At 51.2% G+C, this 16,232-nt stretch carries 15 protein-coding genes; 4 read left to right on the plus strand and 11 right to left on the minus strand.

Annotated elements, in window-relative coordinates; all coding sequences use genetic code 11:
* Window positions 1-59: 59 nt before the first annotated feature.
* The 3 genes from F3H12_RS00930 to F3H12_RS00940 all read left to right on the plus strand — a co-directional run bounded on the left by F3H12_RS00930 (window position 60) and on the right by F3H12_RS00940 (window position 4,283).
* Window positions 60-1,577, plus strand: coding sequence for an extracellular solute-binding protein (locus F3H12_RS00930; RefSeq protein WP_188118298.1), 1,518 nt, complete (start codon window positions 60-62; stop codon window positions 1,575-1,577).
* Window positions 1,578-1,594: 17 nt separating this feature from the next.
* Window positions 1,595-3,028 carry an ABC transporter substrate-binding protein gene (locus F3H12_RS00935; RefSeq protein ID WP_149677464.1) on the plus strand — a complete coding sequence of 478 codons (1,434 nt, stop codon included), beginning with the start codon at window positions 1,595-1,597 and terminating at the stop codon, window positions 3,026-3,028.
* Between the two features lie 700 nt (window positions 3,029-3,728).
* Complete coding sequence (locus F3H12_RS00940) at window positions 3,729-4,283, plus strand: hypothetical protein (protein WP_149677465.1); 555 nt, start codon at window positions 3,729-3,731, stop codon at window positions 4,281-4,283.
* Window positions 4,284-4,309: 26 nt separating this feature from the next.
* Here F3H12_RS00940 and F3H12_RS00945 read toward each other — a convergent pair whose 3' ends face one another.
* Window positions 4,310-4,669 carry a DUF4363 family protein gene (locus F3H12_RS00945; RefSeq protein ID WP_149677466.1) on the minus strand — a complete coding sequence of 120 codons (360 nt, stop codon included), beginning with the start codon at window positions 4,667-4,669 and terminating at the stop codon, window positions 4,310-4,312.
* A gap of 5 nt (window positions 4,670-4,674) precedes the next feature.
* Complete coding sequence (locus tag F3H12_RS00950; protein ID WP_188118299.1) at window positions 4,675-5,394, minus strand: YetF domain-containing protein; 720 nt, start codon at window positions 5,392-5,394, stop codon at window positions 4,675-4,677.
* Between the two features lie 206 nt (window positions 5,395-5,600).
* Here F3H12_RS00950 and F3H12_RS00955 point away from each other — a divergent pair, with 206 nt between their 5' ends.
* Entirely contained in the window at window positions 5,601-7,187 is a 1,587-nt protein-coding gene (locus F3H12_RS00955) for a multicopper oxidase family protein (RefSeq protein ID WP_243133148.1), read from the plus strand.
* Between the two features lie 106 nt (window positions 7,188-7,293).
* Here F3H12_RS00955 and F3H12_RS00960 read toward each other — a convergent pair whose 3' ends face one another.
* The 9 genes from F3H12_RS00960 to F3H12_RS00995 form a co-directional block, all read right to left on the minus strand.
* Window positions 7,294-9,006, minus strand: coding sequence for a hypothetical protein (locus F3H12_RS00960; RefSeq protein ID WP_149677468.1), 1,713 nt, complete (start codon window positions 9,004-9,006; stop codon window positions 7,294-7,296).
* Window positions 9,003-11,096: an efflux RND transporter permease subunit gene (locus F3H12_RS00965; RefSeq protein ID WP_149677469.1), complete on the minus strand. Its 2,094-nt coding sequence runs from the start codon at window positions 11,094-11,096 to the stop codon at window positions 9,003-9,005. The genes F3H12_RS00960 and F3H12_RS00965 overlap by 4 nt, the downstream gene beginning before the upstream one ends.
* 99 nt (window positions 11,097-11,195) lie before the next feature.
* On the minus strand, window positions 11,196-11,777 hold the full coding sequence (locus F3H12_RS00970; protein ID WP_149677470.1) for a TetR/AcrR family transcriptional regulator: 582 nt from the start codon (window positions 11,775-11,777) through the stop codon (window positions 11,196-11,198).
* A 386-nt stretch (window positions 11,778-12,163) separates the two neighbouring features.
* Window positions 12,164-12,691, minus strand: coding sequence for a cupin domain-containing protein (locus F3H12_RS00975; protein ID WP_149677471.1), 528 nt, complete (start codon window positions 12,689-12,691; stop codon window positions 12,164-12,166).
* 156 nt (window positions 12,692-12,847) lie between these two features.
* Window positions 12,848-13,537, minus strand: coding sequence for a PHP domain-containing protein (locus F3H12_RS00980; RefSeq protein WP_149677472.1), 690 nt, complete (start codon window positions 13,535-13,537; stop codon window positions 12,848-12,850).
* A 27-nt stretch (window positions 13,538-13,564) separates the two neighbouring features.
* Window positions 13,565-13,741, minus strand: a complete 177-nt coding sequence (locus tag F3H12_RS13440) for a hypothetical protein (RefSeq protein WP_243133149.1) — start codon at window positions 13,739-13,741, stop codon at window positions 13,565-13,567.
* A gap of 20 nt (window positions 13,742-13,761) precedes the next feature.
* The gene (locus F3H12_RS00985) at window positions 13,762-14,337 is read right to left on the minus strand and encodes a methyltransferase domain-containing protein (protein ID WP_243133150.1); all 576 of its coding nucleotides are present in this window, start codon (window positions 14,335-14,337) and stop codon (window positions 13,762-13,764) included.
* A gap of 155 nt (window positions 14,338-14,492) precedes the next feature.
* Complete coding sequence (locus tag F3H12_RS00990) at window positions 14,493-15,014, minus strand: nitroreductase family protein (RefSeq protein WP_149677473.1); 522 nt, start codon at window positions 15,012-15,014, stop codon at window positions 14,493-14,495.
* Between the two features lie 88 nt (window positions 15,015-15,102).
* A complete protein-coding gene (locus tag F3H12_RS00995) occupies window positions 15,103-16,212 on the minus strand; it encodes a mechanosensitive ion channel family protein (protein ID WP_243133151.1) in 1,110 nt (369 codons plus the stop codon).
* Window positions 16,213-16,232: the final 20 nt, after the last annotated feature.

Raw genomic sequence — 16,232 nt, forward strand, 5'->3', positions numbered from 1 at the left:
TGCCTTGTTCCAGGGATCGATGCACGGGACAGGCATACCACCCACAAGGAGGTTCCGTCGTGAAGCGTTTTGCAGCCGTGTTACTGGGTTTTATGATCATGATATCGCTGTCAGGATGCGGCAGGATGAATGCCGGTCCGGAAGACCCGGATATTCCGGTGGCATCCGAAGACTTTGTCCCGGCAGAATTGCTTGATGATCCCATCAAACATACCGCTGAAAACACAGTTATTGATCCCGGCATCATCAATGATAACGCTAACGATAGCAACGATGCTGCGGATGATCCTCATGAGGATTCCGAAACAGCCCCGCATTCCCCCGGCAGAAATTTCATCAATGTCTATTGGGCAACAGAGGAACTCTATCAAATCGTTATGCGATATAAGGAACTGCATCCCGATTTTCCCTATGAAATCAGGGCAAAAGAATTAAGCGTCCTGCCTGATGAATATTATCCGGCCCTTGACAAACTGCTTGAGGCCGACAATGATGATATGCCTGATATCTATTGCATTGAGAGCTCATATGTGAAGGCATATACTCAGGGGGACAAATCCCGGTATGCGGCAACCTATAAGGAACTTGGGCTTGACGTGGATAATCTTTTGAAAAAGGCAGATATTCCTCAGTATGTCATTGATATGGGTACAAACGCTGACGGTGAGGTGGTTGCCCTCGGTTATCTGGGAACCGGCGGCGCTTTCATCTATCGCCGCTCCATCGCCAAGGATGTTTGGGGTACCGACAACCCTGAAATCATCAAAAGCAAAATCGGTCCCGGCTGGGACAGGTTTTTCAAAGCAGCAGCCGAGTTAAAAAATAAGGGATATGCCATCGTGTCCGGATACAATGACGTTTGGTATTGCGTCGAAGGCAGTGCGGAAAAGCCCTGGGTTATTGACGGCAAGTTATATATAGACCCTGCGCGAGAAGCCTTCCTTGACATCGCCAAGCGTCTTTATGATAACGAATACATTAACCATACGATCCCATGGAGAGACGACTGGTTTGCCGACATGATGGATACCGGACCAAAGAAAGTCTTCGGGTACTTCGGCCCGGCATGGCTGATTAACTATGTCATAAAAAATTCATGCGGCGGCGAAAAGCCCGGGGAAGGAACCTATGGCGACTGGGCGGTGTGCGAACCTCCGGCGGGTTTCTTCTGGGGTGGCAACTGGATCTTCGTCAACAAGCATTCACCCTTTAAGGAGGATTTGGCCCGCCTGGTCGAATGGATTACCCTTGACTGTTCAGAAAACGGATTCCAGTATGCATGGGCCAGCGGCACTTTCCCTGGCAATTATGGGTATCTGGAGGCGGTTCCTTCCGGTACTGTTATGAGGAATGTATCAGGCGTTATGGATTTTCTGGGCAACCAGGATATGTTTGATATGCTTGACAAGTGTGCCAGGCTTGCAAACGGCAGGAACAAAAGCCCGTATGATGAAACCATCAACTATCACTGGCTTACTGCTGTCCGTACATATGTGGAAGGCTGGAAAACAAGGGAACGGGCTATAGCAGACTTTAAGCGAGCGGTAGAAAACGAACTTGGCATTAAAGCTGAATAAAAGAAGGAGGTTCCCGTATGAAACGTTTTAAAGCCCTATTGCTTTCTTGTCTTATCCTCATACCCTTGTCAGCATGCAACACAGCAAGCCAGGTTCCGGGAAGCCCTGATACAACTCCTGCCCTAACCGAGGATGCTGTGCCTTCTGAACCGGCAGATAGTGCCGATAAAGATGCTGATAACAGGCCGGATGCGCCTGCGAGAAAACATCTCAACGTTTACAGCGCATCATATGATTCGTTTAGGATCGTAGAAAAATATAAGGAACTCCATCCTGAATTCCCCTATGATCTAAAGTTTAACACCTTTGCCACTATGGATGGCGACTTCCATGTGGCGCTGGATGAGTGTCTTAAAGCGAACAATGACCTGACACCCGATATCTACTTCATAAAAAGCGTACAGGTGAAGCGATATGTCGAAGGGGAGCAATCCCACTATGCGCTGCCATACAAAGAGCTGGGGATCGATGTGGATAATCTCATAAAGGAAGCCGATATCCCCCAGTATGTCATCGACATGGGCACCAATGCCGAGGGGCAGATCGTTGCCCTCGGTTATGAGGGAACCGGCGGTGCTTTCATCTATCGTCGCTCCATTGCAAAGGATGTCTGGGGCACCGACGATCCGGAAATCATCAAAGACAAAATCGGTCCGGGCTGGGATAAATTCCTGGAAGCTGCGGCCCAACTGAAAGCCAGGGGATATGGCATCCTATCCTCATATGAGGATATTTGGCCGCCTGTAATAGGCAGTGCGGAAGTACCATGGGTCGTTGACGGCAAACTCACCATTGATCCGAAGCGCGAGGCCTTCCTTGACCTGGCAAAGCAGCTCCATGACAACGGGTACACCAATAACACCGAACCCTGGATGGGAGAATGGGTTGCGGATATGATGGATGCCGGCGGGAAAAAAATCTTCGGTTACTTCGGGCCTTCATGGTTCGTCAATTATGTTTTGAATTTAAAAGGGGCATGCGGCGGGGAAAAGCTGGGTGAAGGCACCTACGGCGACTGGGCTGTTTGCGAACCTCCTATGGGCTTCTTCTGGGGCGGCGAATGGGTTTTTGTCAATAAAAACTCGCCGCTTAAAGAGGAGCTGGGCGACTTAATCAAATGGATTACCCTGGACAGTTCCGAGACCGGTTTTCAGTATTTCCTGGCTAATGGCTTATTCGATGATGGGATACGGAATGCGGTCACATCGGGCGCTGTGATGCAGAAAGTCTCCGGAACCTCGGATTTTGTCGGTTATCAGGATATGTTTCAGGTATTCGGCAAGGCAGCAAAGCTCGCAAACGGTAAAAACATAACTCAATACGATGAATTCATCAATGCGTATTTTCGTGAACAGGTAAGAGAATATGCGGAAGGGCGAAAAACCAGGAAGCAGGCTATAACGGACTTTAAACAGGCCGTAATGGACAATCTGGGCATAGATGTGGAATAGAAACCACACACTCCCACCCAGAGCGGAGCCCTATCTTTACCAGTTTGCTGATGAAGGTTATCATTCAAACTTGAAGAGGTTCTTTCATGAAACGCTTTGCAGTCTTGTTTACATGTTTTCTGCTTCTCATGCAGCTATACGGTGGCGCTTGACGAAAGCCTCACCGCCGGGCGTGATGACGCGCCGGATATTTACGTTGTCGAATCCGCAGACATAAGAAAATATGCCGCAGGGGATATGGCCCGGTACGCGGCGCCGTACAAAGACCTTGGCCTCGATATGGATACTCTCGTCAAAGAAGCCGACATTGCCCGTTACGTCCTGGATATTGGACCAATCCGGACGGGGAGATCGTAGCCCTTTCCTATGAAGGAACCGGCGGCGCTTTCATCTATCGTCGTTCCATCGCAAAGGATGTCTGGGGCACCGACGACCCGGAGACCATCAAAGATAAAATTGGACCGGACTGGGATAAATTCCTGGAAGCGGCGGCCAAGCTGAAAGCCAGGGGTTACAGCATCGTGTCCGGATACGATGATATCTGGTACGCTGTATATAACAGCGCGGAAATACCCTGGATCGTTGACGGCAAACTGACCATAGACCCAAGCGCGCGGCCTTCCTGGATCTGGCAAAACAGCTCCATAACAAGGGATACACCAATAATACCCTCAGTTGGACCGATGATTGGTATGCCGGTATGAAAGACGCCGGTCCGAAGAAGGTCTTTGGATACCTGGGGCCATCATGGTTTGTGGACTATGTATTGAAGGGGAACTGCGGCGGTGAAGCAATCGGCGAAGGAACCTATGGCGATTGGGCGGTATGTGAGCCTCCGGTGGGCTTCTTCTGGGGTGGTGAATGGATCTTTGCCAATAAGCACTCTCCGCACAAGGAAGCCTTAGGCGTAATCATCAGGTGGATTACCCTGGATACTTCTGAGACCGGCCTGCAATACTTATGGGCCAATGGCCAAATCGACCGGCAGGGCGAGCAGATGGCGGCAGTGTCCGGCACGGTCATGCGGAAGGTTTCCGCAGAAACAGATATTCTCGGTTACCAGGATATGTTTGATGTCTTTGACCGGGCTGCCAGGCTCGCCAGGGGTGATAACGCCACACATTACGACGTGTTGATCAACAGCTATTGGCTTCAGCAGGTCGGTGAATACGCGGAAGGCCGGAAGACCAGGGCGCAGGCCATCGCAGACTTCAAGCAGGCCGTAAAGGACAACCTGGATATAACCGTGGAATAAAGCCTTGAAACCATGGTAAAAGGACCTCACATGACACTGAGATTGTCCCAGGTTTCTCGGATCAGATAAACCATGGCCAGAGCCTGGGACTTGTTTTGTGTTTCCAAATAGGCTCCCAGCATGACGAAGTAATCCTCAATGTCGTTCACATAATCGTGATCTACATCGAGCTGCAGCAGGGGCTTTATCCTTTGCCATACCTTAAAGGCCTCTTCCCGCTCAACCAACGCCTTCTCCCAATTGTTGTCCCTGATATGGTTTTCCATGGCGTCAAGATGTTCGCTGAACCCGTTCTTTTTATCAATGCTGCCGATAAAGAGCGTGCAGGAGCTGAGGAAAACGGAGAGCATCAGGAACATCGCCATATAAAAAACTGCTTTTTTCAAGCTCTTCACCCCTCTTCCCTGGTATGGATGACATAAGGCTTCTCGTCATCCACCAAATCAACAAACAGATTGCCCCTGGTGTCCAACTGAGCCAGGATGACCCGTTCAACCTCCCGGATATTCCGCCTGCCCAACTGGAACATCAGCCATGACCTGGAAAGCTTCAAGGCATTAAGCGTATCCTGCCGTATGCGCCCATTCACGATGAGGTTGGCGGGCAGTCCGTCATACTGGGTATCCAATTTGAGGTCCGCCGGTGTCAGCGGCTGCTTCTGGGATTTCTTTTGCACGCTGAGCTGTCCGTTGGGTTCAAAAATGGCATATTCCACATCGCTGATATTGAAAACACCCTGAATCCTCAGCTGTGACATCAGCTCATCTATGGTAATCCTCAGTCTCTTCAGGTTTCTGATCCTCAGGTGGCCGTTCTCAATCACCACCGAAGGTTTGCCCTCGGCAAGTTTACGCAGCCATGGGCAATGGATATCGGCAAAAGCCAGAAGCAGGGCCAACAGAGCCCAGATGACCATGCCCCATATGGTGGCCAGCGAATTCTCATTCAACTGTACCGACAAAGTGCTGGCAAAGGAACCGATGGTGATGCCCAATACATAATCGAAGAAGGTCAGTTGGGAGACCTGCTGCTTCCCGATGATGCGTATAAGCACCAGGAGTATCAGGAAAGCCAACAGCGAGCGTATGGTTACCACAAGGATGATCGGCACTGTACTACCCCTCTTTTCTGTCATCAGCCGAAAGGCATTCCAGACATTTCAATGCCAAACTATAGGATTCATAATAAGTCCCCGGGTTATGTATCGCAGGATGGTTTTCCTGAAGCCAAAGCGTATTTTGCAAGGGGTTCCGGTCTGCACAGACTTGTCCCACAATGCATAGGATGTAGCAGAAAAACGATTAAGGAGGGGAATCAATGCGAATAAGTTTAAGGCCATTTGTGGATCCGCTGCCCATTCCAAGGGTGCTGCAGCCCCTGGAAAGGTGTAAAGATAAAACATACTATGAGGTGAGGATGAAAGAATTCTTCCACCAGTTCCACAGCCAGCTTCCGCCCACCAGGGTCTGGGGTTATGAGGGACAAGTCCCCGGTCCCACTATAGAAGTGGAGGAAGGCGAATGCACACAGGTACTCTGGATAAACGAACTGCCGGACAAGCATTTCCTGCCCGTTGACAGAACGCTTCACGGATCCGGTCACGATATGCCGGAGGTGCGCACCGTGGTCCATCTTCATGGCGCGTCGGTTGAGCCTGAAAGCGACGGATACCCGGACGCCTGGTACACCAACGGTTTTAAAAAATGCGGGCCGAGGTTCTCCCAGAAGGTTTACACCTACCCCAACAAACAGCGTCCGGCCATGCTCTGGTACCATGACCATGCCCTTGGCATCACCCGCCTCAATGTTTATGCCGGGCTTGCGGGATTGTACATCATCCGCAATGAAGCGGAACGCGCACTGAATCTCCCGTCGGGCATCTATGAGATACCCCTGGTGATTCAGGACAAGAGCTTTAACAGCGACGGCTCGCTGTTCTATCCCTCAACGGTTGATGTGCAGGATCCTCCGCCCGATTTTCCCGATCCATCCATCACGCCGGGTTTTGCGGGCAACACCATCATCGTCAACGGAAAGGCCTGGCCATACCTTGAGGTGGAGCAGAGGAAATACCGCTTCCGCGTGCTCAATGCTTCCAATGAGAGGTTCTACCGCATGAAACTGGACAACGGTCAGCCATTCATCCAGATCGGTTCGGACGGCGGGCTTCTCCAGAGACCTTACACAACCGATGAAATCGTGATAGGGCCCGCAGAGCGCTGCGACCTGGTGATTGACTTCTCCAGCCAGCCGGCTGGTACTACCATCACGCTCCTGAACACAGCCAGGACGCCCTTTGACTTCGGCGCGGAGCCCGACCCGTTCACGGACGGAAGGATCATGCAGTTCAGGGTGATTGAGAGGACATCCGAGGACACCAGCACTGTCCCGCAGTTCCTGAGCAGCATCCCCAGAATGGACGAGTTTGCCGCCACCAGGACGAGGGATATTTCATTCGACGTGACAACCGACCGCTACAACCGGTTCCTGTTCCTTCTGAACAACCATGACTACATGGACGGGGTTACAGAAGATCCGGTTGTGGGAGAAACGGAAATCTGGAGGCTCATCAACCCCGGATTGGGTGTCCATCCGTTCCATGTCCACCAGATCCAGTTCCAGGTTCTGGACAGGATCCCCTTTGATACGGCGCTCTATGCCCAGACCGGGTACATCCGGTATACCGGTGAACCCGAGCTGCCTTCGCCGGGCGAAAGGGGCTGGAAGGACACGATCCAGGCATACCCCGGGTATGTGACCCGCCTCATCATGCGCTTCGGTCCCTATACCGGAAGGTATGTCTATCATTGCCACATCCTCGAGCATGAGGACCACGACATGATGCGTCCCTTCGATGTGGTTGCCCGGAAATGCCCGCCGGTCAGGGATGAATGCAAGAAGTAAAGGATTAGCCAAAAAGGCAGGAGAGGCTGTGATTCGTAATCATGCCTCTCCTTTTCTTTATGGGCTGCCAATTATGAAAAGGTCATATACCTTAACGCGTACAGGTTCAGGAAAACAAGGCGATAAGCTTTTCCCAGAAGCTTTTTTTCGCTGCCGTCTCCGGGGTGGAATCCTTCTCTTTTTCAGGCACCTTTACAGCGGGTGTTCTTAGCACGAACTGCACGGAATGGGCCACCCCTTTGTCAGGTGAAGCAAAGGATAAAACTTTTTCTTCCTTGCCATTCCGGCCCGTCAGGCCGGAGAGGGCGGTATCGATGCCTTGCTTTATGGCCAGTCCGCCGTCGAGCAGTTCCTGGGCATGGCCGGGAAGGCTTTTTACGTTTTCATTCATCCTGTCCATGCCGGTTACAAGGGCAGACAACCCGCCGGACAACTGCCTGGCGCCTTCCTCCAGTCCGGAAACACCCTGCTGAAGCTGCCGGGAAGCCTGGGAAAGTGTCGAAACCCCCTGGTCAAGCCCTTTATATTCCTCAGACAATTTTGACACGCCCTCGGTATACTGGGAAAGCCCGGCATTAAGCGCCGTCAGGTTCTGATATAGTTGTTCCATTCCGGCAATCTGGTCGAGCAGGGATTGGGCCAGCCTGCCCGCCTGGGCGTATGGGCTGTCCGGGGCTGCAGCATATTGGGCCAGCATGCGAAGCTGTGCCTTTTCAGCTTCTCCTGGGAGATCGGCCTGGATCCCCTGGGCCAGCTGCTGATACCCGGCAAGTATGGATTCACCGCTTAATGCCATTTCAGAAAGCCCATCCCGGATGCTTCCCGAACCTCCTGAAAGGCTTTCCAGGGAAGCATCCAATTGCCGCATGCCCTGCGCCAGCCCTTCCAGTCCTTTTGACAGTTCGGTGCTACCCGAGGACAGCTCATGGAGCCCGGAAGACAATTTACCCGTGCCATTTGACAGTTCCACAAGGCCATTTCTGAAGGATTCCGCCCCTTTAACCCAGTCTTCCAGGCCCTGGCTCAGATCTTCTATTCCTTGACCGAAGATACCGGCTGAAAGGGTATTCCCAAAATCAACGGCTGATATGCCGATATTAATGCTGTCCATTTCAAAACCGTGGGCATCCACTACGATACGGAAGCTAGCGGAAGCCCCCGGAAGGACTGTATAGGTGAGCGTATTGGTCTGCCCTGCAATCACCTGGGTTGCACCTTCGGCTGAGACGATGGTCATCCGGTTCAGATTCACCGGTACCTGTATCTGCATGGCAAACCTTTCCCTGAAGTAAGGTTGTGCGGATTCGTCGGGAATGGCCAGAAGTTCCATCTCCACTCTTCCGCTCCTGCCCGCCAAATCGCCGGCCTCGATGCGATTGCCGTCAAGATAGTATTGGATCCGGAAGGTCCAGGGTAGTTCTCCCCCGCGCAGTTTGCCCTGGTAAAAGAAATCACCGTAGGATGCCTTGAGGTCCCAGAGAATCCTGTCGCCCTCAACCTGGGGTCGGATATCTTCAGTCAGGCTCTCAATTTTCTCGTAATCACCGAAATCAACATATAGCCCATCCCTGGGCACCTTAACATGGTTGACCACATAGATGGAACGTACCGAGCCGTCCTCATTCAGAAGGGCATACACGGTTTCATCCTTGCTTATGGTCTCAATCATGTCTCCCGCGACGGCCGCATTCCCTGAAACGCCCGCTGCGTTAATCGTAAGGTCACTGCCATCACGAATGCCGGATGACTTCAAACCGGCAAGCATGATGAAAACCATGATGACTGCCGTCACAATCATAATTCTGCTTCTGGTTCTCATAGGGATGTCCCCTCCTTTACAGACTTATCCCGCTCCTTTGCCTTCAGGGTTGTTTTCCCGATCACGCCGTCAAATATTATCAGAAGCTGCGGAAGCAGCACGAGTACGAGCACGCAGCTGATGGCGGCACCTCTGCCCAGCAGCAGGATCATTTCTGAAACCGCCCGGATGGAAGATGCCACGCCAACCCCCATGCAGGCCACGAACAGGATCATGGCCGATGTGATGACTGACCATCCGGAATCGGTCAGGGCTTTAATGGCTGCTTCCTTCTTGCTGTAAGCCTTTCTGTTTTCCATGTACCGGCTGGTCATCAGAATGGCGTAATCAACCGTAGCTCCCAGCTGGATGGCACTGACCACCAGGTAACCGATAAACGACAAGTTTTCATCCATGAAATAAGGAACTGCCATATTCATCCATATGGAAGTCTCGATGACCAGAACCAGCAGCACAGGGATGGTCAGTGATCGGAAAGTCAGGAGGATGATGAGCCCAACGGCACAGATGGATATCAGGCTGACCGTTGAATAGTCCCGGTCCACCACCTGCTTGACATCGGACACGCTGCTGGATGAACCCAAAAGGAAATATGCATCGCCATAATGCCCATACGACATCCGTCCGATTTCCTCCACCGCCCGGAGGGTGGCTGCGCTTTCCACCGGCAGGTCCAGATTGATGATCATGCGGGTATAGTTTGGTGAGGTAAAGTTCTCAAGTAATGCCTCAGGCAGAATTTCCCTGGGAATGGCCGGATCTGCCAGGGTAACAATGGTCTGGACCGATGAAACATAATCCTTTTCCATCAGAGCATCGGCAAGGCTGATCTCATCGGGAATGCTCCCCCTGGGCACAAGCAGGACCAGCGGATTGTAGATGCCAAACCTTTCATCTATCCGTTCAACCTTCTTACCAAATTCGGAGTCCTCAACCGAAATCATGGCGTTCTCCCCGTAAAGGAACGCATTGGACGCCTGGGCACGATAGGCCGGCACAATGATTATGGCAAGCAGGACAATCACCACGGCTCCATAACGCACTATCCCGCTCCCGAGTTTTGAAAGTGACGGCAGCAAAGGCTTATGTTGTGTCCGTTCCAGCAGTCCGTCCGTAAAAAGGGTTATGCCGGGCAGCAGGAAGATGACCGTCAGCAGGCTTATCAGCACCCCTTTTGAAAGGACCGCACCCATATCAAAACCGATTTTGTAGCGCATGAACATAAGCGCCACAAACCCCGCGACTGTGGTCAGGCAGCTTGCCCCAATGGAAGAAAACGAGCTGATTATGGCTTTTTTCATGGCTGTTTCGGGTTCCACGCCTCGCGCCTTTTCCTCCCTGTATCGATGGAGCAGAAAGATGGCATAATCCATGGATATGGCGAACTGCAGGAGGGCGGCACTGGCCTGGGTGATGAATGAGATGCTGCCGAACACCACGTTGGTGCCCATATTGATGACAACAGAAACCCCCATGACCACAACATAAATGAATGGTTCAAACCAGGAATGGGAGGTCAGGAGCAGAATGATGAAAATGATGGGCGCTGCGATGATGGCAGCCGAAACAACCTCCCTGATGGTGCTTTCCCTCATGAATTTGGTGGTTACAGCCGAACCTCCGACAGCTCCCTTCTCTCCAATAATGGCCTGTATATCGGACACAGCTTTTCCGGTGTTCAGGCTGTAGTCACCCTCATCAAATTCAACCATGAAAAGCGCTGCCCCATCCTTGTAATAGCTCTCAACCGTTTTGGAATCCAGATATTCCAGGGGCTTATGGATATCTGCCACATCATCCAGCCATATAACCGACTTAACGCCATCCACCCCTGCCAGACGCTGTTTGATGGCAACGGCTTCAGGGAGGGAGATATTCTCCACCATGACACGCGCCGATCCGGTCAGGGAAAATTCCTTCTCCATGATTTCCAGCGCCTTGCTTGTTCTCATTTCAGAAGGAAGGTATTTGGCCAGATTGTAGTTGATATCCACCTCGGGGATAAAGCAGGCGCTGAGCACAGTCAGCAGGACAAATATCCAAAAAATGAGTCTTCTTTTCTTGACAATGACATCAGCTAATCTGTCCATAACCTCCTCCAAAAACTGAACATTAATAAACAATCGTTCATTTTTCTCCTTAAAGACAAGCTATTATGAAACCATAATAGCTTACCACGTCGTTCCCTTTTACAGCCGCTTAGGCAGGTCCTTTACGAATACTGTCATGGTCTTTTCCATCAGGTTCTCCACCCTGTCGAAATCATCCCCTACCTCCCGGATGATCATGTAGATGCTGTCAACAATAGCATTTGCAATTATCTGAAAAATAAAAGGGTCTTTTACCTTCCTTCCGTTTTGCGCCAGCTGGACGAGCATTTCCTTTTCAATGCGCCCGGCAATCAGCTCAACCAATCCGTTCCTGATGTTCTCGTACTTGGATCCCTTGCTGTTGTGGAACAGGATGTACAGCTCCGTGCTGTACTTTCTGTAGATCCCCATGATGGCCGTGATGATGCCCGATATGAGGAGCGGGTCCTCCGCCTCATTGTATTGGTCAAATATTGCCTGGGTAACAGCCTTCCAAACCGGGTCCATGAGCTCATTGAACAAGGCATCCTTGCTCGGGAAATACCTGTAGATATTGCCCACGGTGATATGGGCCTTCATGGCTATGGCACGCATGGATGCCTCATTGTAGCTCTTTTTGCTGAACTCCTCCAGCGCCGCTTGCTTGATGGCGGCCTTAACTTCATCCTTCAGGTACTGCATTAATAAACCCCTGTTTATTATTAATTATATTATAACGCCTTCCAATATATACCGTCAACAATCCGGTAAAGAATTCCCCTATATACGAAAGGCACCGTGGTGCCTTCGGAAAATCAAAACAATCACATTGCCCCTGTCAGGTTCCTTTACGCCCTGGCTAAATCAATTTGTACGGATGATAGATCTCTTTGCAGGCAGGGCATTTGTATTCCACATTCTGGTCTTTGTAAGTGTACCTTGAAACCAGCAGCTTTGGTTGCACTTGGGACAGATGACTTTTTGCGATTTAATGAGTTTCACCGCCAAATCCCTGGTTAAGTTGGTATTACTCAACGCAATATCCTCCTACCTATTCAGTTTACCTGCATTTGAACCGTCCCATGCTGTCAGCTTCCTTCAACATCCTCTTCAGTGTTATTCCGGATGATCTCCGGTGGCCATTTATCCGTTACCTTATCTTCATTCAAATGATACTCCACCTGATCCTGACTCCGGTAAATCTCCCGGTACGGTAAAATATTGATCTTCCCGGAATCCGGATACTCGCAGACATCTATGCCCACGGTTGTCCGTATGTCGATAAAGACACAGGGTTTATCCGTATGGTTGTAGAGCTGGTGGGCGCCGCTGCTTCCCATTTCAAAGAATACGATATCCCCTTCAACCAGTTCCCTGAATCCTTCCGGCGTGCGGAGCATGGCGCTGCCGGAAATAATAATGAACAGTTCCTCCGCATTTCTGTGAAAATGATAGGGAAATGAGAATTTGCCGCTGTCCAGGGACCTGACATGGAACTGGATATGCTGTGCGTTTGCGATCTTGGATAAATTGGGGCTTGTGTGCCACACATATTCAGGAATGGGTGATCGCAATTGCATAAGCGGTAAATCCTTCAGATTAAACACGTTTGGCATCTTGCAGCCCTCCCTTATTTACGAATGGACTTGTTAACACTTTACGGTCTGTCCTGTTGCTGTCGGCGGACAGGGCAAATTTGCCGGCGAACGGGCGATGGAGCAGTATATGGCGATGATCGTCGTGAACATTGAAACTGTTTGCGCCCCAGGACTTTATCCGAAGATCCCCGGCAGCAACCGGTATCCTTTTTTGCTTTTCACAGTTTCAATAAACTCCTGGATGGTGCGGATCTCCCGGTCGAAGGCCATGCCACCCCGGTAAATTGAGTCGGTATGATGGGCATCCGAGCCGGACAGCATCAAAAGGCCATGTTTTTCAGCATATTCCCTGGCCCTTTCGTTGAACCTGGGGTTCCGGTGGCTGGCATTGAAGACCTCCACCGCATCCACTTCCTGCGGATACAGGCGTATTTCGGGTATGTAGTACGCCTCCCTGAAAGGATGGGCATGGACGACGAATCCGCCATGCCCGCGCACAACTCTAAGATATTTCTCAAGAGGCCATTCAAGCATATCCGGATGTTTCAGAAGGAAATCCTTGCCCAGGCCATAGGTGAGAAAGTCCGTTCCGTCGTATGTACTCTCCCATCCGAAGAAAACATGGAAGCCGCATTTTTTCCCTTCTTCCAGCGCGTTTTCGTATCCGCGGCAAAAGAGCTCCACCCGCTCCTTCCAGGGAAGATACCCGGGGATTGCCGTATTGCCGTTAAAGAAATGGTCGGTAACGATGACACCTGAATAGCCCAGGGCCTTGTAAGCCCGTACCATCTCCGCGCCGCTCCCCGTGGCGCAGGCGCTGGCTTCGGCAGTATGCATGTGTGTTTCATAAAGGTACTCTCTCATAACTATTCCGTCTCAACCCATGTTGTTTTATCGTGCAACAGCTGTGAAAAACAGCCTTGGGAACCTGAATATGATCTCCCCGTTCTTCTGTTTCGGATAGGCTGCCATCACCCGTTGCAGTACTTCCTGTTCAAAGTCGGCCTTTTTTTCCTCAGGAAGCGCATCCAGATACGGGCGCAGCCCGGTACCCCGGTACCAATCCATGATGCTTTCATGGGATTGCATCACGTGATAATACGTCGTCTCCCAAATATCAAATTCAGGCGTGATATCGGCCAGGATATCGAAATATTCCTCTGCGTCAGGGTATTGTACACGCGCTCCTGGGGGAAGTATGCCCTCCACCCGGCAGAGGCGCTGAGTTCTTCCAGGATGCGATGGATGGGTTCCCTCATGTTATAGGGAATCTGAACAGCCAGCACGCCATTCTTCCTCAAAAGCTCCATCAGCTTTTTCAGCAGCTGGTGATGGTTGGGAACCCACTGGAGGCAGGCATTGGAAAACACGATATCGTAGTCGCCTTCCAGTTCAGCCAGATCACCGCTGACATCGCAAAGTCTGAATTCCATGTCGGGGTGATCTGCTTTTGCCTTTTCAATCATATTCTCGGAATTGTCTATGCCGATAACCCTGGCATGGCTGAACCGATCTTTCAGCACCCGCGTGCTATTGCCCGGCCCGCACCCCACATCCAGGATCCTTTCCGGGTTGGAAAGCCTGATGCGGTTGACCAGATCGATGGCCGGCTGAGTTCGCTGGCTCTGAAATTTCAGATACTGTGACGCAGCCCAGCTGGGCATGTGCTCTCACTCCTTCAGGTTCAGTAATATTCCTCATTCTAACCTTTTTTACCGAAAAAATCAAACCAGGTGGAAATTCCTTCCGGCAAGATTGCTGTTATCCATAGGATCACTCCCGGCAATCATGCTAAAAAATCAAACCAATGCCGGCGATATCAGCCATCCGAGCGCCATTTCTCATAATGAACCCTTGACTCGTCAAAACGGTCCACTTCTCTGCCCTTATCCTGGCCGTGTCCCACCACAACCAGGCCGATGGGAATCATATCGGACGGCATACTCAACAGCTTTGCCACAGCGTCAACCCGTTCCTGTACAGGATACAAACCGCACCAGACGGAACCCAGACCCAGGCCATGGGCGGCCAGAAGAATGTTCTCTATGGCAGCCGAGCAGTCTTCCACCAGATAGCCAATATTACTCTCCCTGTCGGTGTCCCCACAGACAATGATGCCGCATCCCGCCTGCGGGAGCATCTTGGCATAAGGATGAAGCCTGGCTATCTCCTCCAGGGTATCCCGATTACGTACCACCACAAATTGCCAGGGCTGCTTGTTGTGGGCCGAGGGCGCACAGAACCCGGCCTTCAGCAGGAGCTTCAGGTTTTCCTCACTCACCGGCTCACCCGTATATCTTCTGATGCTTCTTCGCGTAAACAGAGCTTCCATAACATCCATGTGAATCATCCTCCCTTTCTGTATTGATATCTCTATTAGTATCCTGAACAGGTACAGATTTTTCCAGGCCCACAAGAAAACACCGATATCATCCTTTTTCTTTATCCGGCAGTTTTTCCATATAAACGCTCATGGACGGATAGGCCGGTTTTACACCCAACTCATCCAGTATATGCATGAGTTTGAGAAGGACATCCTCCTTAACCTCCAGGTATTTCTTTCGATCGGTGTCCCTGGTGAAGAAGTAAAAAATGATCTCAAACCCGTTTTGGCCAAATGAATCAAAATTGACAAAGATGGTCTCAGGGTGGATCCCTGGATGGTTTCCCAGCATACTTCTTACCCTGGCAAGCAGTTCTTCCAGCTGTTCAGCCTTTGTGTCATAGGTAACGCTGAGGGAGAAGTCTACTCTTCTCTTCCCCATTTTGGACCAGTTGGTGATGTTGGACTTGGCCAAACCGGCGTTGGGCACGGTCACCAGAGCCTGGGCAAAGGTGCGGATTCGGGTGCTTCGAAAGCCTATGTCTTCCACTGTACCTTCGATGTCAGGCGTCTGGATCCAGTCGCCGAGCTGAAAGGGTTTATCCACCATAATGGTCAGCCCGCCGAAGAAATTGGCCAGGGTTTCCTGGGCCGCCAGGGCAAACGCAAGACCTCCCAGTCCAAGTCCGGTCAGCAGGGCGCCAAGATCATAATTCCATTCCCTGGCAATCACGCTGATACCGACAATGACAACTATCAGCTTAATACCCTTGGCAATATACGGAACCAGCAGCTCGTCCAGCGTGGTGCGCGTCCTGTTGGCAACCTTTTCAAAAATCCTGGCCAGGATATCCCCCGCCCTGTAAAGGGCCCAAAACACTGAAAAAGCTACCACGCTCCGAAGAATATGCCCGGCAAAGAACTGGCCGGTAACGGGGATGCGGATGAGCAGCAGGGCGATGAAAAAACCGAATGAAACCACCAATAACCTGACCGGCGGAGCAATGACCTGGACCAGCGCATCATCCAATGTCGTTTTTGTCCTCCGGGTAATTTTCTTCAGAAGGGCTATAATGAGATTGACAAAAAATCTGCGCAGCAAAATGGTGAAGACAATAACGACGCACGCAGCCACAATCCTCCAGACTTCAACCTCCAGAAAAGTATGGGTAAAGATGGCCGTAAACTGCCCCCACAGGATTCTGATATCTTCCAATGCACCAAACACCTCCATTG

The sequence above is a fragment of the Thermoclostridium caenicola genome (genome assembly GCF_900142095.1).
GTDB lineage: Bacteria > Bacillota > Clostridia > DSM-8532 > DSM-8532 > Thermoclostridium_A > Thermoclostridium_A caenicola.

Bases quoted from the DNA above. Each gene is read 5' to 3' on its own strand.
- F3H12_RS00935 (WP_149677464.1), top strand. From the start codon at position 1,595: ATGAAACGTTTTAAAGCCCTATTGCTTTCTTGTCTTATCCTCATACCC.
- F3H12_RS00940 (WP_149677465.1), top strand. From the start codon at position 3,729: ATGAAAGACGCCGGTCCGAAGAAGGTCTTTGGATACCTGGGGCCATCA.
- F3H12_RS00955 (WP_243133148.1), top strand. From the start codon at position 5,601: ATGCGAATAAGTTTAAGGCCATTTGTGGATCCGCTGCCCATTCCAAGG.
- F3H12_RS00960 (WP_149677468.1), bottom strand. From the start codon at position 9,006: ATGAGAACCAGAAGCAGAATTATGATTGTGACGGCAGTCATCATGGTT.
- F3H12_RS00965 (WP_149677469.1), bottom strand. From the start codon at position 11,096: ATGGACAGATTAGCTGATGTCATTGTCAAGAAAAGAAGACTCATTTTT.
- F3H12_RS00970 (WP_149677470.1), bottom strand. From the start codon at position 11,777: ATGCAGTACCTGAAGGATGAAGTTAAGGCCGCCATCAAGCAAGCGGCG.
- F3H12_RS00975 (WP_149677471.1), bottom strand. From the start codon at position 12,691: ATGCCAAACGTGTTTAATCTGAAGGATTTACCGCTTATGCAATTGCGA.
- F3H12_RS00980 (WP_149677472.1), bottom strand. From the start codon at position 13,537: ATGAGAGAGTACCTTTATGAAACACACATGCATACTGCCGAAGCCAGC.
- F3H12_RS13440 (WP_243133149.1), bottom strand. From the start codon at position 13,741: ATGGATTGGTACCGGGGTACCGGGCTGCGCCCGTATCTGGATGCGCTT.
- F3H12_RS00985 (WP_243133150.1), bottom strand. From the start codon at position 14,337: ATGCCCAGCTGGGCTGCGTCACAGTATCTGAAATTTCAGAGCCAGCGA.
- F3H12_RS00990 (WP_149677473.1), bottom strand. From the start codon at position 15,014: ATGGATGTTATGGAAGCTCTGTTTACGCGAAGAAGCATCAGAAGATAT.